Annotated in this window: 17 protein-coding genes; 12 read left to right on the top strand and 5 right to left on the bottom strand. The window is 61.8% G+C overall.

Going from position 1 to position 20,558, the window contains the following annotated elements; translation table 11 throughout:
* Positions 1 to 47 precede the first annotated feature (47 nt).
* Positions 48 to 1,361: an ATP-binding protein gene (locus J3P97_RS01250; protein ID WP_434570347.1), complete on the bottom strand. Its 1,314-nt coding sequence runs from the start codon at positions 1,359 to 1,361 to the stop codon at positions 48 to 50.
* 110 nt (positions 1,362 to 1,471) lie between these two features.
* Positions 1,472 to 2,212: an osmolarity response regulator transcription factor OmpR gene (gene ompR, locus J3P97_RS01245; RefSeq protein ID WP_039592639.1), complete on the bottom strand. Its 741-nt coding sequence runs from the start codon at positions 2,210 to 2,212 to the stop codon at positions 1,472 to 1,474.
* Between the two features lie 354 nt (positions 2,213 to 2,566).
* On the opposite strand from ompR, the gene J3P97_RS01240 reads away from it, so the two are divergent.
* The 7 genes from J3P97_RS01240 to tauD all read left to right on the top strand — a co-directional run bounded on the left by J3P97_RS01240 (position 2,567) and on the right by tauD (position 10,897).
* Entirely contained in the window at positions 2,567 to 4,891 is a 2,325-nt protein-coding gene (locus J3P97_RS01240; RefSeq protein ID WP_434570350.1) for a Tex family protein, read from the top strand.
* Entirely contained in the window at positions 4,891 to 5,274 is a 384-nt protein-coding gene (locus tag J3P97_RS01235) for a PaaI family thioesterase (RefSeq protein WP_305497532.1), read from the top strand. Before J3P97_RS01240 ends, J3P97_RS01235 begins: the two co-directional genes overlap by 1 nt.
* Before the next feature lie 271 nt (positions 5,275 to 5,545).
* Positions 5,546 to 7,129 (top strand): glutamate--cysteine ligase, encoded by a 1,584-nt coding sequence (gene gshA / locus J3P97_RS01230; protein ID WP_434673294.1) that lies wholly within the window; start codon positions 5,546 to 5,548, stop codon positions 7,127 to 7,129.
* A 247-nt stretch (positions 7,130 to 7,376) separates the two neighbouring features.
* Positions 7,377 to 8,354 (top strand): taurine ABC transporter substrate-binding protein, encoded by a 978-nt coding sequence (gene tauA / locus J3P97_RS01225; RefSeq protein WP_434673293.1) that lies wholly within the window; start codon positions 7,377 to 7,379, stop codon positions 8,352 to 8,354.
* 20 nt (positions 8,355 to 8,374) lie between these two features.
* Positions 8,375 to 9,169, top strand: coding sequence for a taurine ABC transporter ATP-binding subunit (gene tauB / locus J3P97_RS01220; RefSeq protein WP_434570356.1), 795 nt, complete (start codon positions 8,375 to 8,377; stop codon positions 9,167 to 9,169).
* Positions 9,166 to 10,005, top strand: coding sequence for a taurine ABC transporter permease TauC (gene tauC / locus J3P97_RS01215; protein ID WP_434673292.1), 840 nt, complete (start codon positions 9,166 to 9,168; stop codon positions 10,003 to 10,005). Before tauB ends, tauC begins: the two co-directional genes overlap by 4 nt.
* A 49-nt stretch (positions 10,006 to 10,054) precedes the next feature.
* Positions 10,055 to 10,897, top strand: coding sequence for a taurine dioxygenase (gene tauD / locus J3P97_RS01210; protein ID WP_434673291.1), 843 nt, complete (start codon positions 10,055 to 10,057; stop codon positions 10,895 to 10,897).
* Between the two features lie 195 nt (positions 10,898 to 11,092).
* Here tauD and mgrA read toward each other — a convergent pair whose 3' ends face one another.
* Both mgrA and J3P97_RS01200 read right to left on the bottom strand, forming a co-directional pair.
* Positions 11,093 to 12,130, bottom strand: coding sequence for an L-glyceraldehyde 3-phosphate reductase (gene mgrA, locus J3P97_RS01205; RefSeq protein WP_434602497.1), 1,038 nt, complete (start codon positions 12,128 to 12,130; stop codon positions 11,093 to 11,095).
* A gap of 202 nt (positions 12,131 to 12,332) precedes the next feature.
* Positions 12,333 to 13,223, bottom strand: a complete 891-nt coding sequence (locus tag J3P97_RS01200; protein WP_434602496.1) for a LysR family transcriptional regulator — start codon at positions 13,221 to 13,223, stop codon at positions 12,333 to 12,335.
* Between the two features lie 119 nt (positions 13,224 to 13,342).
* Between J3P97_RS01200 and J3P97_RS01195 the strand changes: the two genes are divergently transcribed.
* Positions 13,343 to 14,083 (top strand): SDR family oxidoreductase, encoded by a 741-nt coding sequence (locus J3P97_RS01195; RefSeq protein WP_434602495.1) that lies wholly within the window; start codon positions 13,343 to 13,345, stop codon positions 14,081 to 14,083.
* 124 nt (positions 14,084 to 14,207) lie between these two features.
* On the opposite strand, the gene betT is transcribed toward J3P97_RS01195, so the two are convergent.
* On the bottom strand, positions 14,208 to 16,169 hold the full coding sequence (gene betT, locus J3P97_RS01190) for a choline transporter BetT (RefSeq protein ID WP_434674495.1): 1,962 nt from the start codon (positions 16,167 to 16,169) through the stop codon (positions 14,208 to 14,210).
* A gap of 548 nt (positions 16,170 to 16,717) precedes the next feature.
* Between betT and J3P97_RS01185 the strand changes: the two genes are divergently transcribed.
* The 4 genes from J3P97_RS01185 (at position 16,718) to tcyN (ending at position 20,182) form a co-directional block, all read left to right on the top strand.
* The gene (locus J3P97_RS01185; RefSeq protein ID WP_434604959.1) at positions 16,718 to 17,719 is read left to right on the top strand and encodes a D-cysteine desulfhydrase; all 1,002 of its coding nucleotides are present in this window, start codon (positions 16,718 to 16,720) and stop codon (positions 17,717 to 17,719) included.
* Positions 17,720 to 17,954: 235 nt separating this feature from the next.
* Positions 17,955 to 18,755, top strand: coding sequence for a cystine ABC transporter substrate-binding protein (tcyJ, locus tag J3P97_RS01180; protein ID WP_434673290.1), 801 nt, complete (start codon positions 17,955 to 17,957; stop codon positions 18,753 to 18,755).
* Entirely contained in the window at positions 18,755 to 19,420 is a 666-nt protein-coding gene (gene tcyL / locus J3P97_RS01175) for a cystine ABC transporter permease (RefSeq protein WP_305497544.1), read from the top strand. Before tcyJ ends, tcyL begins: the two co-directional genes overlap by 1 nt.
* A 3-nt stretch (positions 19,421 to 19,423) precedes the next feature.
* Positions 19,424 to 20,182 (top strand): L-cystine ABC transporter ATP-binding protein TcyN, encoded by a 759-nt coding sequence (gene tcyN, locus J3P97_RS01170; RefSeq protein ID WP_305497545.1) that lies wholly within the window; start codon positions 19,424 to 19,426, stop codon positions 20,180 to 20,182.
* Positions 20,183 to 20,558: the final 376 nt, after the last annotated feature.

Raw genomic sequence — 20,558 nt, 5'->3', positions numbered from 1 at the left:
GAGCAGGCTCGCTCCCACAAGTCCTGAGTTTTACCTGAGGAAAATCGCTACACCGCATCCCGCGGCAGCATCAAGCCCAACGGCAACCGCACCCGGGCCTCCAATCCGCCGCCAGCTCGATTGCGCAGTTCGACGTTGCCGCCATGCATCGAGGCGATGCGCTTGACGATGGCCAGGCCCAGCCCGGTACCCTTCCCTCCCCGAGCCCGATCACCGCGGGTGAACGGGTTGAAAATGGCTTCCAGCTCCGCTGGGTCGATGCCGGCGCCGCGGTCCATGACGCTCAGGACGACATAAGGCGCGCTGGTGTCGCCGGAAACATAGGCGGCGACTTCAACGCCCGTGCCGGCATGGTTGAGGGCGTTACCGATCAGGTTGTTCAACAGGCGCTTCATCGACACGCGGCGTAGCGGAAACGGCTGGATGGGCTCCAGGCGCAAGTGGACCTTCTCTTCGTTCTGGTTGTAGGGCGCAGCCACCTCCCGTACCAGCTCGCTGAGGTCCACCTCCTCTACCGATTCGTCACGACCGTCGCGAATGAACGCCAGGAACTGATCGAGAATCGCGTCCATGTCTTCGATATCGCGGACCATTTCGTCGGTCAGGTCGGTGTGCTCGCCCATCAATTCCAGCGACAGCCGCAACCGCGTCAGCGGCGTGCGCAGGTCATGGGAGACGCCGGCGAGCATCAGCTCACGTTCGCGTCCGGCCTGCTCGACATCCTCGGCCATCTGGTTGAAGGCGCGGTACACCTCGGTCATCTCGCTGGGCGTATCGCTGACGGGCAACCGCACGCTGCGGCCCTGGCCCAGTTGCCGGGCTGCATAGACCAGGCGCTTGAGTGGCTGGTTGAGCTGGCTGACGAAAATCCACGCCGAAGCCGTCGACAACAGGCCGATCGCCAGGAACCAGCCCAGCACGTTCCAGATTTTCTGGCCGCGCAGCGGATGGGGGTACAGCGGAACCTTCAGCCACCCATCACCAAGGCTCGGCGCACGCACCCACAAGGCGGGCGGCGAATGCATGCGCAGCCGCACTTCGGTATCGGCGCCCAGTTCGGCCTGCATCTGCCGCTGGTAGATCTCGCTGTATGGCCAATGCTGCTCACCTTCAGGCACACCGGCGCCGACCACCCGGATCAAAGTCGCCGCCTCGGCGATTTTGACTCGATTGGTTTCGTCCGCTGCCCAATAGGCGCGCAGGGTCAAGGCAACGCCGTGACTGTATTGGCGGTCCACCAGCACGTCTTCGTTCATCAGCAGGTAAACCAGCGTCAGCGCCTTGGAAAACAGCACGACGATCAGCACCAGCCAGAGGGTGCGGGAGAAAAAGCTCTGGGGGAACCAGACGGGGGTCTTCATGAGTAACCGCTACATACTTGCAGGAGCGAGCGATGCTCGCACAATGACGGACCGCGAGTCGCCTGGAAAGATTTTCACCCGCCAGGCCGCGCGCTCCTACAAATCGCCGATCACTTGCCGGCAGCGCCATCCGGCACGAACACGTAGCCAACGCCCCAGACCGTCTGGATATAACGCGGCTTGGAAGGATCGGGTTCGATCATCCGGCGCAAACGGGAAATCTGCACGTCGATGGAGCGCTCCAGCGCATCCCATTCGCGGCCACGGGCCAGGTTCATCAGCTTGTCCCGGGTCAGCGGCTGGCGGGCGTTCATCACCAGGGCCTTGAGCACGGCGAACTCGCCAGTGGTGAGCATGTGGATCTCATCGCCGCGCTTGAGCTCGCGAGTGGCCAGCGACAGTTCATAGTCGCCGAAGGTCACGCTCTCGTCTTCGCTGCCCGGTGCACCCGGCACCGGCGCCGACTGGCGACGCAGGACAGCCTTGACCCGGGCCATCAGCTCGTCCGGGTTGAACGGCTTGGCCAGGTAATCGTCGGCGCCCAGTTCCAGCCCCTTGATACGGCTCAGCTCGTCGCCCTTGGCAGTGAGCATGATGATCGGGATCTGGTTGTTCGCGCCCCGCAGACGACGGCAAGCGGTCAACCCGTCCTCGCCAGGCAACATCAGGTCGAGGACCACCAGATTGAAAACCTCACGGGCCAGCAGCCGGTCCATTTGCTCGGTGTTCGGTACGGTGCGGGCGCGATAGCCCTTGCTGACGAAAAAGCGCTCCAGCAGGCTGCTCAGCCCCGGATCGTCGTCAACAATCAGAATTTTTTCGCCTTCAGCAGTTTGTGCGGTGCTGCTCATAGGAAGCTCCTTTGATCTTGGCGCGCATTATGGCTTAGCTGCCGTTATACGCACCGAGTGCATTGTTAGCAGATTTTTCCTCTATCTTCAGTAGCTCACCCATCCATCCCGCAGGTCACGACACCCCCCGGAACAGCGGAACGCTGGTTATAATGCGCGGCCTTTTGCGCCAGGGGATGCCGGATCGTTATACCGGCGCACCGTTCTCCCTGGCCAGGCAGCACTTTTTGAATTCAGCGGGTCACTGGTCGTCCCCTGCCCCCGGCAGCGACGCAAGCCAGGCCGCTCAACCAGCCTCGCCGCGCCCTGTTACTGTGGCGGCGGGCCTGATTTCACAATTTGTCAGGTGGTTTTATGGACAGCATCAACAGCCGCATCGCCGAGGAACTCGGCGTACGCCCGCAACAGGTCGAAGCGGCCGTCGCGCTACTCGATGAAGGCTCCACGGTGCCTTTCATCGCCCGTTACCGGAAGGAAGTGACCGGCAGCCTCGATGACACCCAGCTGCGTCATCTGGAAGAGCGCCTGCGCTACCTGCGAGAACTCGACGAACGGCGCATCAGCATCCTGGCGAGCATCCAGGAGCAGGGCAAGCTGACCCCGCAACTGGAACGCGACATCAAGCTGGCCGATACCAAGACCCGCCTGGAAGACTTGTACCTGCCCTACAAGCAGAAACGCCGCACCAAGGGCCAGATTGCCCTGGAAGCCGGCCTCGGCGAACTGGCCGACGGCTTGTTCAACGACCCCACGTTGGCGCCGGAAGCCGAAGCCGCGCGTTTCGTCGATGCCGAAAAAGGCGTGGCGGACATCAAGGCTGCGCTGGAAGGCGCCAAGTACATCCTCATGGAGCGCTTCGCCGAAGACGCGAACCTGCTGGAAAAACTGCGCAACTACCTCAAGCAGGAGGCGATCCTGAGTGCTCGCGTGATCGCCGGCAAAGAAGAGGAAGGCGCCAAGTTCCGCGATTACTTCGAACACGACGAGCCCCTCAAGAGCGTGCCGTCGCACCGGGCGCTGGCGATTTTCCGCGGTCGCAACGAAGGCATCCTCAGTTCATCGCTGAAAGTCGGCGAAGAATTGCCCGGCACCATGCACCCGTGCGAAGGCATGATCGGCCAGCAGTTCGGCATCCAGAACCAGAACCGCGCCGCCGACAAGTGGCTGGCCGAAGTGGTGCGCTGGACCTGGAAGGTCAAGCTCTACACCCACCTGGAAACCGACCTGCTGGGCGAACTGCGCGACAACGCCGAGACCGAGGCGATCAACGTGTTCGCCCACAACCTGCACGACCTGCTGCTGGCCGCACCGGCCGGGCCGCGTGCCACGCTGGGCCTGGACCCGGGCCTGCGCACTGGCTGCAAGGTGGCCGTGGTCGACTCCACCGGCAAGCTGCTGGACCACGCCACGGTCTACCCGCATGTGCCGCATAACAAGTGGGACCAGACCATCGCTATCCTTGCCGCCCTGTGCGCCAAGCACTCGGTGGACCTGATCGCCATCGGCAACGGCACCGCCAGCCGTGAGACCGACAAGTTGGCCGCCGAGCTGATCAAGAAATACCCGGCCATGAAAATGACCAAGGTCATGGTCTCCGAGGCCGGCGCTTCGGTTTATTCGGCGTCGGAACTGGCCTCGAAGGAATTCCCGGACCTGGACGTGTCGATCCGTGGCGCGGTGTCCATCGCCCGTCGCCTGCAGGACCCACTGGCGGAACTGGTGAAGATCGACCCGAAATCCATCGGTGTCGGCCAGTACCAGCATGACGTATCGCAATTGAAGCTGGCCCGTGGCCTGGACGCCGTGGTGGAGGACTGCGTGAACGCCGTGGGCGTGGACGTGAACACCGCTTCGGTAGCATTGCTGGCGCGCATCTCCGGCCTGAACGCCACGCTGGCGCAGAACATCGTCACCCACCGCGACGAACACGGCGCGTTCAAGACCCGCGCCGCATTGAAAAAAGTCCCGCGCCTGGGCGAAAAAACCTTCGAACAGGCCGCCGGCTTCCTGCGCGTCATGAATGGTGACAACCCGCTCGACTCCTCGGCAGTTCACCCGGAAGCCTATCCACTGGTGCAACGCATCGCCGCCCAGACCGACCGCGACATTCGCTCGCTGATCGGCGACGCGGCGTTTCTCAAGCGCCTGGACCCGAAGAAATTCACTGACGAAACCTTCGGCCTGCCCACCGTGACCGACATCCTCCAAGAGCTGGAGAAACCGGGCCGCGACCCACGTCCAGAGTTCAAGACCGCTGAATTCCAGGAAGGCGTCGAAGACCTCAAGGACCTGCAACCGGGCATGATCCTCGAAGGCGTGGTGACCAACGTCACCAACTTCGGCGCGTTCGTCGACATCGGCGTGCACCAGGACGGCCTGGTGCATATTTCGGCCTTGTCGGAGAAATTCATCAAGGACCCGCGCGAAGCCGTGAAGGCCGGTGACGTGGTGAAAGTGAAGGTCATGGAAGTCGACATCCCGCGTAAACGCGTGGGCCTGTCGATGCGCATGAGCGACACGCCGGGCGAGAAAATCGACGGCGCCCGCGGTGCCCGTCCAGGCGCCGCGCCACGCCAGTCGCAGAACACCGCGCCGCGGAAGGAAACTGCCACCGCGGCCCCGGCGAATAACGCCATGGCCTCGCTGTTCGCCAATGCCAAGCAACTGAAGAAACGCTGATGGAGGCGCCGGCCGGGTTGGTGGAGAGCGCGTTTTTCAAGCTGCTCGGCTGCCGTCTGCAGAGCCTCGGGGACGGGGTGGCGCAAGTCGCCCTGAGCCTTGAGCCGCCATTGCGCAACCGCGGTGGCAAGCTGCACGGCGGGGCGCTGTTCAGCCTGGTGGACATTGCCATGGGGCTGGCCTGCTCCAGCGTCCATGGCTTCGACCAGCAGAGCGCAACCATCGAGTGCAAGATCAACTACATTCGCGCCGTGTCCGACGGCGAAGTGCTGTGCACCGCCCGGGTCATCCACCCGGGCCGGCGCACGCTGGTGGTCGAGGCCGAGGTGATGCAGGGCGACAAGCTGGTCGCAAAAGCGCAAGGCACGTTCGCTGTCCTATAGCTCGCTGTCATCGATTTAGGGTAATTTCGACGCCATGAATGCCGTGCCGACCTCTATTGTGGGAGCGAGCCTGCTCGCGATAGCGATGGACCAGTCAATATAAAATTGACGGACATACCGCCATCGCGAGCAGGCTCGCTCCCACAGGGGGCTGCGACGATCTGTCTTTGGCAGCACAAAAACCAGGCGAAAACGCCAGTTTCAACTTCACCCTTGTAGACCGTCTTGCCCACCCCCATATTGGGGCGACTGACGCGTGAAGGAATTCAACTTGAGCGACCTTTTAAACCGCCGCCTGGCCCTGCTCGGCGAGCGCGCCAACCTCTCCCTGCTCGAGCAGTGCCTGCACGGTATCGAACGTGAATGCCTGCGCGTCACGGGCGACGGGCGCCTGGCGCAGACCCCGCATCCCGAATCCCTGGGCTCGGCGCTGACCAACGAACAGATCACTACTGACTATTCCGAGTCGCTGCTTGAGTTCATCACCCCGGCCCTGGCCAACCCGGCCGACACCCTGCACAGCCTCGACAGGATCCACCGGTTTGTCTACAGCAAGCTCGGCGACGAGTACCTGTGGAGCCCTTCGATGCCGTGTCCGCTGCCGGCCGAGGAAGACATTCCGATCGCCTACTACGGCACCTCGAATATCGGTCGACTCAAGTATGTCTACCGCCAGGGCCTGGCCCTGCGCTACGGCAAGACCATGCAATGCATCGCCGGGATCCACTACAATTTCTCCCTCCCGGAAAAGCTCTGGCCCCTGCTGCGCCAGGACGAAGCCAGCGACGTGAGCGACCGCGACTTCCAGTCCTCGGCCTACATCGCGCTGATCCGTAATTTCCGCCGCTACAGCTGGTTGCTGATGTACCTGTTCGGCGCCTCGCCGGCCCTGGACGCAGGTTTCCTGCGTGGTCGTCCGCACCGGTTGGAGCAACTGGACCCGGACACCTTGTACCTGCCCTACGCCACCAGTCTGCGCATGAGCGACCTGGGTTACCAGAGCAACGCCCAAGCCGGCCTGACACCTTGCTATAACGACCTGGCTAGCTACACCGACAGCCTGCGCAAAGCCGTGGCAACGCCCTATGCGCCTTATGTCGACGTCGGTACTCACCAGAACGGCGAATGGGTGCAGCTCAACACCAACATCCTGCAGATCGAAAACGAGTACTACTCCAACATCCGCCCCAAGCGCGTGACCTACACCGGCGAGCGGCCGATCCAGGCGCTGATGGCCCGAGGGATCCAGTACGTCGAAGTGCGCTGCCTGGACATCAACCCGTTCCTGCCGATGGGCATCGACCTGACCGAGTCGCGCTTCCTCGATGCGTTCCTGCTGTACTGCGGCCTCAACGACAGCCCGCAACTGGAAAACAATGAGTGCAGCAACGCCACGAGCAACTTCCTGACCGTGGTCAAGGAAGGCCGCAAGCCTGGCCTGCAATTGCAGCGCCAGGGTCAATCGGTGGACATGCAAACCTGGGCCATGGAGTTGCTGGAAAAGATTGCTCCGCTGGCCGCCCTGCTTGACCAGAGCCAAGGCGGTGATGCCCATCGCCAGGCTCTCGACGCGCAACAGGCAAAAGTCCGCGACCCGTCGTTGACGCCATCCGCCAAGGTCTTGGCCGCCATGGCCGAGCACCAGGAAAGCTTCGCCCAGTTCTCCCTGCGCCAGAGCAAGGCCCACGCCGAGTTCTTCCGCGCCGAACCGTTGTCGACCGAAGAGCAAGTCGCGTTCGAAGAAACCGCTCGCCAGTCCTTGGTCCAGCAAACCGAGCTGGAGCAGAACGAGGTGGGGGACTTCGACGTGTTCGTGGGTTCGTATCAGGCGAGCATTCTGGCGATCAGTAACTGAATCCCTGGGTGCGAGAACGCTTTTCGTGGCGAGGGAGCTTGCTCCCGCTCGGCTGCGCAGCAGCCGTAAAGATGGGCCTGCTGCGCAGTCCAGCGGGAGCAAGCTCCCTCGCCACAGGGGTTTCGTACCTTCCTGATAGACTTTTTCGCAGATAAGCTCATTCGAAAAAGTTATTTATTTACTCATTCTTAGATCATTTAGTCTCCTCCAACGCCGACTCTCCGGCGGCCTGTTGAGGAGCTTCCCCATGTCTTTGCGTTTCTCCCTTCGCCTTCTCGCGGCCGCTTCCCTGGCCGCGGCGAGTCTTTTCGCCCAGGCGGCCGACCTGACCGTGGCCTATCAGACCACCGTCGACCCGGCCAAAGTCGCCCAGGCCGATGGCGCTTATGAGAAAGCCACCCAGGCCAAGATCAACTGGCGAAAATTCGACAACGGCGCCGACATCATCGCCGCCATCGCCTCGGGCGACGTGCAGATCGGCTACCTGGGTTCCAGCCCGCTGACCGCCGCCATCACCCGCAAGGTTCCGGTGGAAACCTTCCTCATCGCCACCCAGATCGGCGCCGCCGAAGCCTTGGTCGCCCGTGATGGCTCCGGCATCAAGACCCCGCAGGACCTGATCGGCAAGAAAATCGCCGTTCCGTTTGTTTCCACTGGTCATTACAGCCTGCTCGCCGCGCTGAAGCACTGGAACATCGACCCGTCGAAAGTCACGGTGCTCAACCTCGCGCCACCGGCCATCATCGCCGCCTGGAAGCGCGGCGATATCGACGCCACCTACGTCTGGGACCCGGCCCTGGGCGTGGCCAAGGAAAACGGCAAGGTGCTGATCACCTCCGCTGAACTGGCCCAGTTCGGCGCGCCAACCTTCGACGCCTGGATCGTGCGCAAGGATTTTGCCCAGAAGCATCCGGAGATCGTCACGGCTTTTGCCAAGGTCACCCTGGACGCCTACGCCCAGTACCGCAAGGACCCGCAAGCCTGGCTGGCCGACGCATCGAACATCGACAAGCTGGTGAAACTCTCCGGCGCCAAGGCCAGCGACATTCCATTGCTGTTGCAAGGCAACGTATTCCCGTTGGCCGCCGACCAGGTGGTGAGCCTCGGTGCTCCGACCACCCAGGCCATCACCAACACCGCCGCGTTCCTCAAGGAGCAAGGCAAGGTTGAAGCCGTGCTGCCGGACTACGCGCCATACGTCAGCGCCAAATACATTACCCGCTGATCAAGACAGGAGACGTCGAGATGGCCTTGCTACAGCTGGAGCGCATCAGCGCACAGTACCCCGGCGCAACGAAACCGGTACTGGCGGATATTTCGTTGACCCTGGGCCCGCAGCAGTTGCTGGTTGCCCTCGGCCCCTCCGGCAGTGGCAAGACTTCGCTGCTCAACCTGATTGCCGGGTTTGTGGAACCCAGCGCCGGACAGATCACCCTGGACGGCATTCCCGTCAGGGGCCCGGGTGCCGAGCGCGGCGTAGTGTTCCAGGACGATGCGCTGTTGCCCTGGCAAGACGTGTTGGCGAACGTCGGATTCGGCCTGGAGCTGGCGGGTGTTGCCAGGGAGAAGCGCGAGGCTCGCGCTCGGGAAATGCTCGCCCTGGTGGACCTGGCCGGTTTCGAAAAGCGCCGTGTCTGGCAGCTGTCGGGCGGCCAGAAGCAACGCGTCGGGCTGGCACGCGCGCTGGCGGCCGATCCACGGGTATTGCTGATGGACGAACCTTTCGGCGCCCTGGACGCGTTCACCCGTGAACAGATGCAGGAACTGCTGCTGCAAGTCTGGCAACGTACCGCCAAGCCGGTGTTCCTGATTACCCATGACATTGAAGAAGCGGTATTCCTTGCCACCGACCTGATCCTGCTGGCCCCCGATCCGGGGCAAATCGTCGAGCGCCTCAGCCTGGATTTCGGGCGCCGCTACGGCGCGGGGGAATCGGCGCGGTCGATCAAGTCCGACCCGCGCTTCATCGAAACCCGCGAGCATGTGCTGGCGAAAGTGTTCTCCCAACGCAGCGCTACTCGGCAACAGGAGCGCGCATGAGCAGCTATGAAGTTCCAGCCGTGGCCAGCGACGCCGTGGCCGCCCGCCCTCCAGTCCTCGCGCGCCGTACCCTGAGCACGCGATGGATCAGCGGCGTGACGCTGGTGGTGCTGCTGTTGCTCTGGTGGGCCGTTACCGCCAGCGGCCTGATCGAACCGCTCTTCCTGCCGCCGCCCTCCGCCGTGCTGCAAAAAGGTTGGCTGCTGGCTACCAGCGGCTACATGGACTCCACGCTCTGGCAGCACCTCGGCGCAAGCCTCGGGCGGATTGGCCTGGGCCTGCTGTTCGCGGTGCTGACGGCGGTGCCGGTGGGCATCGCCATCGGTGCCAACCGTATTGCCCGCGGCGTACTCGATCCGCTGATCGAGTTCTACCGGCCGATTCCACCCCTGGCTTACCTGCCGCTGATCGTGATCTGGTGCGGCATCGGTGAGCTGTCGAAAGTCCTGCTGATCTACCTGGCGATTTTCGCCCCGATCGCCATCGCCACTGCAACCGGCGTGCGCACCGTCGACCCGGCCAAACTGCGCGCGGCCCAATCGCTGGGGGCCACGCGGGCGCAACTGATTCGCCATGTGATCGTACCCAGCGCCCTGCCCGACATCCTCACCGGTATTCGCATCGGCCTGGGCGTGGGCTGGTCGACGCTGGTCGCCGCCGAACTGATCGCGGCCACCAGCGGCCTGGGGTTCATGGTGCAGTCGGCAGCGCAGTTCCTGGTCACCGATGTCGTGGTGCTGGGGATCCTGGTGATTGCGCTGATCGCCTTTGCCATGGAAATGGGCCTGCGCGCCCTGCAACGCAAACTGGTGCCGTGGCACGGCCAGGCCCACTGAACCTTTATTGACCACGCCGACCATTCGGCGCCGATCCGAGAGAACGACGATGAGCCGTCCGACCGTTACCCCTCTGAGCGTTGCCCTCGGCGCGCAGATCAGCGGGATCGATATCAGCCAGCCACTGGCCCCGGAAGACCGTGACACCATCGAGCAGGCACTGCTCGAATATCAGGTGCTGTTCTTCCGCGACCAGCCGATCGAACCCGCACAACAGGCCCGTTTCGCCGCGTACTTTGGCGACCTGCACATTCACCCGATCTACCCCAACGTGCCGGAGCAGCCCGAAGTGCTGGTGCTCGACACCGCCGTCACCGATGTGCGCGACAACGCGGTGTGGCACACCGACGTGACCTTCCTGCCGACCCCGGCCATGGGCGCGGTACTCAGCGCCAAGCTGCTGCCGGCATTCGGCGGCGATACGTTATGGGCCAGCGGCATCGCGGCCTACGAAGCCTTGTCGGCACCGTTGAAAAGCCTGTTGGAGGGCCTGACGGCGACCCACGACTTTACCCGTTCGTTCCCGCTGGAACGCTTTGGCAACACGGCGGAAGATCGGCTACGTTGGGAAGAAGCACGGCGCAAGAATCCACCGCTGTCGCATCCGGTGATTCGCACTCATCCGGTGAGCGGCCGCCGCGCACTGTTCGTCAACGAAGGCTTCACTACGCGCATCAACGAGCTGTCGGAAACCGAAAGCGAGGCGATCCTGAAATTGCTGTTTGCCCATGCGACGCGTCCGGAGTTCACCGTTCGCTGGCGCTGGCAGGCCAACGACGTGGCGTTCTGGGACAACCGCGTGACCCAGCATTTCGCCGTGGACGACTACCGTCCCAACCGGCGGGTGATGCACCGGGCGACGGTGTTGGGGGATGTGCCGTTTTTCAGGTGAGCCCTGCCTGAATCTTCCAAACGACCCATATCCCCGTGGCGAGGGAGCTTGCTCCCGCTGGGCTGCGTAGCAGTCCCAAAATCTCGGATCAGTTCATCATGCGCAAGCAACATGAACTGGGGGCCGCTTCGCGACCCAGCGGGAGCAAGCTCCCTCGCCACGGGTCCTGCGTTCAACCTGATAAACCGGCTGGAATTACTCAGCTGTAGAAGGTTTCTCCCACAGGTTGATCCCGCCCTCTTGGGCAAACCGGTCGATCTCGGCCAGTTCTTCGGCGCTGAACTCGAGATTTTGCAGCGCCCCGACGTTCTCGACGATCTGCTCCGGTCGGCTGGCGCCGATCAGGGCCGAGGTGACCCGGGGATCGCGCAATGTCCAGGCCAGGGCCATTTGCGCCAGGCTCTGGCCGCGACGCTGGGCGATCTCGTTGAGGGCGCGTACGTGGGCGATGTTTTCATCTGACAGATGCGAGGCCTGCAACGAACCGCCGCCCGGGCGATTGACCCGCGCATCGGCGGGAATGCCCTTGAGGTATTTGTCGGTCAGCAGGCCCTGCGCCAGCGGCGTGAAGGCGATCACGCCGGTGCCCAGTTCCTCGGTGGCGTCCAGCAAGTCCTTCTCGACCCAACGGTTGAGCAGGTTGTAGGCCGGCTGATGGATCAACAGCGGCACTTTCCATTCCTGAAGCAGCGCCGCCATTTCCCGGGTCTTCACGCCCGAATAGGAAGAAATGCCAATGTACAGGGCCTTGCCCTGCTGCACGGCGGTGGCCAGGGCGCTGGCGGTTTCTTCCAGTGGCGTGTCGGGATCGAAACGGTGGGAGTAAAAGATGTCCACGTAATCCAGACCGAGGCGCTGAAGGCTCTGGTCAAGGCTGGCCAGCACGTATTTGCGCGAACCGCCGCCCTGGCCATAAGGGCCTGGCCACATGTCCCAGCCGGCCTTGCTGGAGATGATCAGTTCATCACGGTATTGCTTGAAATCTTCCCGCAGCAACCGGCCGAAATTGATTTCGGCGCTGCCGTAGGGCGGGCCGTAGTTGTTGGCCAGGTCGAAGTGGTTGATACCCAGGTCGAATGCCGTGCGCAACAAGGCCCGCTGAGTGTCGATCGGCGTGCTGTCGCCGAAGTTGTGCCACAAGCCGAGTGACAAGGCCGGCAGTACCAGCCCGCTGCGCCCGACGCGGCGGTAAGGGATGGATTCGTAGCGGTTTTGCGCAGCGGTGTAGGTCATCGAAAAAGCTCTCTGTTCGGACGGCTGGTGGCAGAAGCTAACATTTCACAGACGCACCGGTCAGGTCGAAAGTTCGCAAAACCCTGTGGGAGCGGACTTGCTCGCGAAAGCGGTGGGTCAGTAGGCAGCGATATTGGATGTATTGCCGCCTTCGCGAGCAGGCTCGCTCCCACAAGGGAAACGCTAATAACATAGGGGTCAGCTAGCGCGCCTGGGCAAACACCTCCGCCACCCAATCCACAAACACCCGTACCCGCGGTGACATGTGTCGGTTGTGTGGATAAACCACCGACACCGGCATGGACGGCGGAGGTGTCGCGGCGAGCACTTCGCGGATCAGGCCTTGGCGGATCGGCTCCTCCATTCGGTAATACGGGCATTGGATCAGGCCCATGCCGGCGATCGCCGACGCCGCATAGATTTCTGCCCCGGACACCGACAACGTGCCCCCGATCGAAACCTCCCTGAGCTCGCCGTCGACCATGAATTCGAATGGATAAAGCTTGGCGGTGGTGCGCGAGACGTAGTTCACCGCTTTGTGCTGCTTGAGATCCTCCAGGCTTTTCGGTTCACCGTATTGGCGCAGGTAAGCGGGGCTGGCACAGGTGATCTGGCGAAGATTGGCGACACGCCGGCCGATCAACGACGAATCCGCCAACGTACCGGAGCGCACGACGCAATCGACGCCCTCGGCGATCAGGTCGACGAAGCGGTCCGCTTCACTGATGAACAATTCAATATCCGGGTAACGGGCCATGAATTGGGGCAACGCGGGGATCACGAAATACCGCGCCTGGGTTCCATGCAGGTCCACCCTCAACTTGCCTTTGGGCGCGACCCCGCGAAACGCCAGCTCGGCTTCTTCGAGTTCCGCCAGCAATTGCACGCAACGCGGGTAGTAGGCCTCGCCATCAAGAGTCGGACGCACCCTGCGTGTGCTGCGCTCCAGCAGACGGACACCCAGCCAGGCTTCGAATTGATTGAGCGTGTGGGTCAGCGTGGCCCGGGGCATGTTCAGGTCTTCGGCAGCCAGCGTGAAGCTGCTGCGCTCGTAGATACGGACAAACACCTTCATCGCCTTGACCTGATCCATCTGCAGCCCTGATTGTTGAGGAATGTTGAACAGTCAAGGCAACTCTCCTGCATTTATCGCTGCACGTAAACATGTGAATCTGGCTTCAACCCATCACAAATCTCAAGGAGATCCTTGCCATGACTGCTCAAAACGCCAAAGTCGCCATCGTCACCGGTGCCTCCCGTGGGATCGGCGCGCAGATAGCCAGGCAATTGGCGAGCGACGGGTTTGCCGTCGCCATCAACTTCGCCAGCAGCGCCACCGAGGCCTCGCAGCTGGCGGTGCAGTTGCGTCAGGCCGGGCACCCGGCCATAGCGGTGAAGGCCGACGTGTCGGTTGCCGCCGACGTCAGCCGGATGTTCGATGAAGTCGAAGCGCAACTGGGCAGGGTCGATGTGTTGATCAACAACGCCGGCATCCTCCAGGTCATGCCGTTGGCGCAGCACAGCGACGAGCTATTCGACCGCACGTTCGCCATCAACACCCGTGGCACCTTCAACACCTTGCGCGAGGCCGCGACCCGGCTGAACGATGGCGGCCGCATCGTGAATTTTTCCAGCAGTACCGTGGGCATGAACCTGCCGGGCTACTCGGTGTACATCGCCAGCAAGGCCGCGGTGGAATCCCTGACCCAAGTATTTGCCAAGGAACTGCGCGGTCGCCAGATCACCGTCAACGCCGTGGCCCCGGGGCCGGTCGCCACCGAGCTGTTCATGCAGGGCAAAAGCGAAGAGCAGGTCCAGCACTATGCCAGGATGCCGCCCCTGGAACGCCTCGGCCAGCCGGAAGACATCGCCAGCATCGTGTCATTCCTGGTAAGCCCGGCCGCTGGTTGGGTGAACGGCCAGATTCTGCGGGCTAACGGAGGGCTGGTCTGAGGCATGCTCTGCGGCACCATCCAAACGGCCTTCGCGAGCAGGCTCGCTCCCACCGGGGTATCGCATGTCCCTGTGGGAGCGAGCCTGCTCGCGAAGACGTCGGAGCGGTGCAGACTCTTTCCTTTCAGCGCACCAGATGCAGAAACTGCATGTGCCGCTCGTACTGGTCGAGGATGTCGTTGATGACCTGCTCCTTGGAATACCCCACCAGGTCGTAGTCCTGGCTGCCCTCGCTCAGGTGTACTTCGGCGCGGTAGTAGCGACGATTGTTGATCTGTTTGGAGCCCATGCCACCCCGGGCGAAGGACGGCGTGAAGTAACCCCGCATCTGCACCTGGTAGATGAACGGATGCTGTTCGCCGTGGCCGATTTCCAGGCTGACGCTGTCGTTGGCCGGGTCTGGCTGGGTCACCACTGTCAGGCCCTTTTCGGCGAATACCGCCTTCACCTCCTCGATGGCCGGGCGCACCGTGGTATCGAGGAAGCGATACACCTCGTCGCGGGAAGGAAAATGCACCGCCTGGCTCAAGCGCTGACGCCAACCGCCAGTGCCCCGCCGGGAGCCCGACACCGGCGCGAGGGAATGCAACTGCGCGATCTGCTTCTGCGACTCCAGGTAGAACGCCTTGTGCAGGCCCCACATCATCAGCAGCAGAATCAGCGAGAACGGCAAGGACGTCAGCACCACGGCCGACTTCAAGGCATCGATGCTGCCGGAGAACAGCAAGGCACTGGTCACCAGGGCAGTCATCGCGCCCCAGAACACCCGCAGCCATTTCGGCCCGTCCTCATCGGGGCTGCCGCCCTTGGCCGACAATGTCGACAGCACCACGGTGCCGGAGTCAGCGGACGTGACAAAAAACACGAAGCTGATGAACACCGTGACCGCAATTACCGTCTTGCTCCACGGGTAGGTTTCCAGCAGCAGGTAAAGGCTCATCGACGGGTTGTCCAGGGCCGACATGCCCAGGGCGCTCATGCCATGGTTCAGGACCTGATCGATGGCGCTGTTACCGAAAATCGACATCCACGCCAGGGTGAAACCCAAGGGGATCAGCAGCACGCCGAACACGAATTCACGGATCGTCCGGCCACGGGATATCCGTGCGATAAACAGCCCCACGAACGGTGACCACGCGATCCACCATGCCCAATAGAACACTGTCCAACCGCCCAGCCAGTCGCTGGGCTCGTTGTAGGCATACAGGTCGAAACTCTTCATCGACAGGGCGCCGAGGTAATCGCCGAGATTCTGGATAAGCGTATTGAGCAGATGCTGGGTCGGTCCGGCGAACAGCACAAACAGCAACAGCGCGCACGCCAGCAGCATGTTGATATCGGACATGACGCGCACGCCCTTGTCGACGCCAGCCACGGCGACAATGATTGCCGCGCCCATCATCAGCACGATCAGCCCGACCTGGATCCACTGGGTGTGAGCAATGCCGAAGAGGTAATCCAGACCGGAATTGAGGTGCAGCACGCCAAAGCCCATATCCGCGCCAAGGCCGAACACGGTCGCGATGATGCCGAAACCGTCCACCGCATAACCGATCGGCCCGTTGATGCGCTTGCCGATCAGCGGGTACAACGCCGACCGCAAGGCCAGCGGCAGGTTATGCCGGTAGGCGAAGTACGCCAGGGCCATGCCAACAAAAGCGAACACACCCCAGCCGTGCAAACCCCAGTGCAGGAACAGGATCTGCATCGCCTGGCGCGCCGCATCGGCGGTGCCGGCTTCGCCCTGGGGCGGCTGGACCAGATGGGTCAGGGGCTCGGAAACGCAGAAGAAAAACAAGGTGATGCTGATCCCGGCGGCAAACAACATGCCGGCCCAGGACAGGTAGCTGAACTCGGGCTCGTCGTGGTCGGCACCGAGCTTGATCTTGCCGTAGCCGGACAAGGCGGTGACCACCACGAAGACCAGATACAGGGTCATCGCCAGCATGTAATACCAGCCGACCGTATTGGCCGCCCAGTTCTGCGCGGCCAGCAACCAGGCGCCGGCCTGCTCCGGCACGGCAATGACGACCAGGCCGAACAGCAGGATGAAGGTCGCGGCGAAATAAAACACCGGCGGATTCATGCGGACCAGGCCGCTGGATGGGAGGGACGAAGTACTCATCGATGGAGCACCTCGCAAAGCGAAATCATGACGTGCGCAAACGGACTCGGCAAAGGCAAGCCTCCTGTTGTGAGCGGGCAGCAAACCAATGGTTTAACTTGAATGAACGTTCAAGTTAAACATGAATAGGCTGCCAAGGACTAATCGCAGGGCTCAATGGCACGTTTCCTACACTAGCCCATGGGTGGGTATGACGCAGTTCGCAGATCATTCGTTCAGTGGTGACGCAAATCCTGTGGGAGCGGTTCAGTTGAGAGAATGATGCGCCTGTGGCGAGGGAGCTTGCTCCCGCTCGGCTGCGAAGCAGTCGTAACCCGGCGAGTGCGGTGGGTCTGACGCTCCGCATCTGGCAGGTTTTGGGGCCGCTGCGCGGCCCAGCGGGAGCAAGCTCCCTCGCCACGGGTCCGTTGATTGCCTTATTAAGTGTCATCCTCAACGCCCACATGCCGGTTGCCCGTGAATACTCAGCTGCCTATAGTCCGGATATCGCCTACAGCCAGTACGGACTCATGATCAAAGAACAGTTGTCTCGCTTCCATCGTCTCGACCTGCTCAGCCATCCGACGCCTCTGGAAAAACTCGACCGTCTCTCCGCCTGGCTCGGCCGCGACATCTACGTCAAGCGCGACGACCTGACGCCTCTGGCACTGGGCGGCAATAAGTTGCGCAAGCTTGAATACCTTGCCGCCGACGCCCTGGCCCAAGGCGCCGACACGCTCGTCACTGCCGGCGCGATCCAGTCCAACCATGTCCGTCAGACCGCTGCCCTGGCCGCGAAGCTGGGCCTGGGTTGTGTGGCGTTGCTGGAAAACCCCATCGGTACCGAGGAAAGCAATTACCTGGGCAACGGTAATCGGCTGTTGCTGGAGCTGTTCGACGCCAAGGTCGAACTTGTTGAAAACCTGGACAACGCCGACGAACAGTTGCAGGCCCTTGCCGGCCGCCTGCGTAGCAACGGGAAAAAACCTTACCTGGTGCCGATTGGCGGGTCGAATGCCCTGGGTGCCTTGGGTTATGTGCGCGCGGGCCTGGAGTTGGCCGAACAGATCAAGGACACCGGGCTTGAATTCGCCGCCGTGGTGCTGGCCTCGGGCAGTGCCGGCACGCATGGCGGCCTGGCGCTGGCACTGAGCGAAACCCTGCCGGACCTTCCCGTGATTGGCGTGACGGTTTCACGCAGCGAGGAAGACCAGTTTCCGAAAGTCCAGGGGCTCGCCGAACGTACGGCGCAGTTGCTGGAAATGGCCCTGCCGCCGGCCTTCAAGGTGAACCTGTGGGACGAGTACTTCGCCCCCCGCTACGGCGAGCCCAACGCCGGTACGCTGGCGGCGGTCAAGTTGCTGGCGAGCCAGGAAGGCCTGCTGCTCGATCCGGTCTATACCGGCAAGGCCATGGCCGGGCTGCTCGACGGCATCGGTCGCGACCGCTTTGAAAACGGCCCGATCATCTTCCTGCATACCGGCGGTGCACCGGCGCTGTTTGCCTATGACTCGGTGTTCCAGGCTCGGTAAATGTCGCTGTGGAGCGAGCAGGCTCGCTCCCACAAGATGTTGATTACATATTGGAATATCGTCGTGATTTAATATTATTTTCCAATCTATACGACCCAACCTATAGTCGCGCCGCAGGCGTATTTGCCACGAGACGCAAAGCCTGCTTTTAGGGCAGGATGTGGCAATTCTTTCGGATCGCGGCTACGCCTTTCTCTTCCAGATAAACGTCATCATAAAAATACAGGGGCTTGTCATGAATTTTTCCGCATTACGTCGCAACCTGCTGGTGGGTTCGCTGGGCCTGGCATTGAGCGCCGGGCTGATGGGGCAAGCGGTTGCCGGTGAGCAGCTGCAAAAAATCAAGGACGCTGGTGAGATCAAGATCGGCCTGGAAGGCACTTATCCACCGTTCAGTTTTGTTGATGACAGCGGCAAACTGACTGGCTTCGAAGTGGAATTTTCCGAAGCCCTGGCCAAGGAACTGGGGGTCAAGGTCAAGCTGCAGACGACCCCATGGGCCGGTATCCTCGCCGCCCTGGAATCCAAGCGTCTTGACGCCGTGGTGAACCAGGTGACCATCTCCGAAGAGCGCAAGAAAAAGTACGACTTCTCCGAGCCGTACACTGTTTCCGGGATCCAGGCGCTGGTACTGACCAAAAAAGCCGACGAACTGAACATCAGGAAGGCCGCTGACCTGGACGGCAAAAAAGTCGGCGTGGGCCTGGGCACCAACTATGAGCAGTGGGTCAAGGCAGAAGTACCGGGCGCCCAGGTCAAGACCTACGACGATGATCCAACCAAGTTCCAGGACCTGCGTGTCGGCCGCATCGATACCATTCTGATTGACCGCCTGGCCGCGCTGGAATACGCCAAGAAAGCCAAGGACACCACCGTCACCAGCGAAGCCTTTTCTCGCCAGGAGTCTGGCATTGCCCTGCGCAAAGGCGAGCCCGAGCTGCTGGCAGCCGTGAACAAGGCCATTGAAAAACTGCGCGCCGACGGCACGCTGAAAAAGCTCTCGGAAAAATACTTCAGCGCTGACGTCACTCAATAATGGAAGCAGCTCTTCAACTCGCGCTGGACTCCGCGCCCTTTTTGCTCAAGGGCGCGTATTACACGGTCATACTCAGCCTGGGCGGCATGTTCTTCGGCTTGCTGCTCGGGTTTGGCCTGGCGCTGATGCGTTTGTCGCGCTTCAAACCGGTGAACTGGATTGCCCGCATCTACGTGTCGTTCTTTCGCGGCACGCCGTTGCTGGTGCAGTTGTTCGTGATCTATTACGGCTTGCCGCAACTGGGCATCGAGCTGGACCCACTGCCGGCGGCACTGATCGGTTTTTCGCTGAACATGGCGGCCTACGCCTGCGAAATCCTGCGGGCCGCGATCAGCTCCATCGAACGCGGCCAGTGGGAAGCGGCGGCCAGTATCGGCATGACCCGCGCGCAGACCCTGCGTCGGGCCATCCTGCCGCAAGCCGCACGCACAGCCCTGCCACCGTTGGGCAACAGCTTCATATCCCTGGTCAAGGACACTGCATTGGCGGCGACCATCCAGGTACCGGAGCTGTTCCGCCAGGCGCAGCTGATCACCGCCAGAACCTTCGAAATCTTCACCATGTACCTTGCCGCCGCGCTGATCTATTGGGTTCTTGCCACCGTGCTTTCGCACTTGCAGAACGTCTTGGAAGCCCGGGTCAATCGGCATGACCAGGAGTCCTGACCGATGATTGTCGTGGAAAAACTGACAAAGCAGTTCAAGGGTCAGGTAGTGCTCAACGGCATCGACCTGAAGATCGAAGAAGGCGAAGTGGTAGCGATCATCGGCCCCAGCGGCTCGGGCAAGACCACCTTCCTGCGCTGCCTGAACTTTCTCGAAGAACCCAGCAGTGGCAGGATCAAGGTCGGCGACATCGAGATCGATGGCAGCCGCCCGCTGAACCAGCAACAGGGCCTGGTCAGGCGTTTGCGTCAGCAGGTAGGGTTCGTATTCCAGAATTTCAACCTGTTTCCCCATCGCACCGCATTGGAAAATGTCACCGAAGGTCCCCAGGTGGTGAAAAAAATTCCCCGTGCCGAAGCCGAAGCCCTGGGGCGCAAGCTCCTGGCCAAGGTCGGGCTGGCCGGCAAGGAAGACGCCTACCCACGGCGCCTGTCCGGCGGCCAGCAGCAGCGCGTGGCAATTGCCCGGGCGCTGGCGATGGAGCCGGCGGTGATCCTGTTCGACGAGCCGACCTCGGCCCTCGACCCCGAACTGGTGGGCGAGGTACTGGCGACCATTCGCGGCCTGGCCGAAGAAAAACGCACCATGGTGATCGTCACCCACGAAATGGGCTTCGCCCGGGACGTGGCCAATCGCGTGGTGTTCTTCGATAAAGGTGTGATCGTCGAGCAAGGGGAAGCCAAGGCTTTGTTCGCGGCCCCTAAAGAAGAGCGTACTCGACAATTCCTCAGTAAGTTCCTCTCCGCACACGCCGCGCAATAAGTTATCCGGCACACTTCCATGGAAGGAAGTGGATAACTTGAATGTCATACTCTTGACCGCTACGAAACAACTTACAGCCCCGACCTCAGTTGAGAAACTTTTCAGCACGACATGCGTATACCTTGCGTAACACTTATGTCGCCCCCCTCGCCCGTTGTCTCGCGCCTTCAGCTACCGTAAGCAATACGACAGACGCCGGGGCAAGGAAAGTGGCGTCTGACAGCAAGTATTACTAACTGCATCGCGTAGGAAACTTCTGAAGAGTTGGCCAATCAAGCATTAATCCCACCCTTCTATTGACACTGTAACTGCCCAACCCTTATCTAGAAGCCAACAAGCGACGCGCCTTATTTTTAATTCCCCTCAGTCTTGCACT

The sequence above is a fragment of the Pseudomonas sp. R1-15 genome, assembly GCF_051132085.1.
GTDB lineage: Bacteria > Pseudomonadota > Gammaproteobacteria > Pseudomonadales > Pseudomonadaceae > Aquipseudomonas.
Note: the sequence above shows the minus strand (reverse complement) of the source record. Positions and strands in the feature narration are given on the sequence as shown.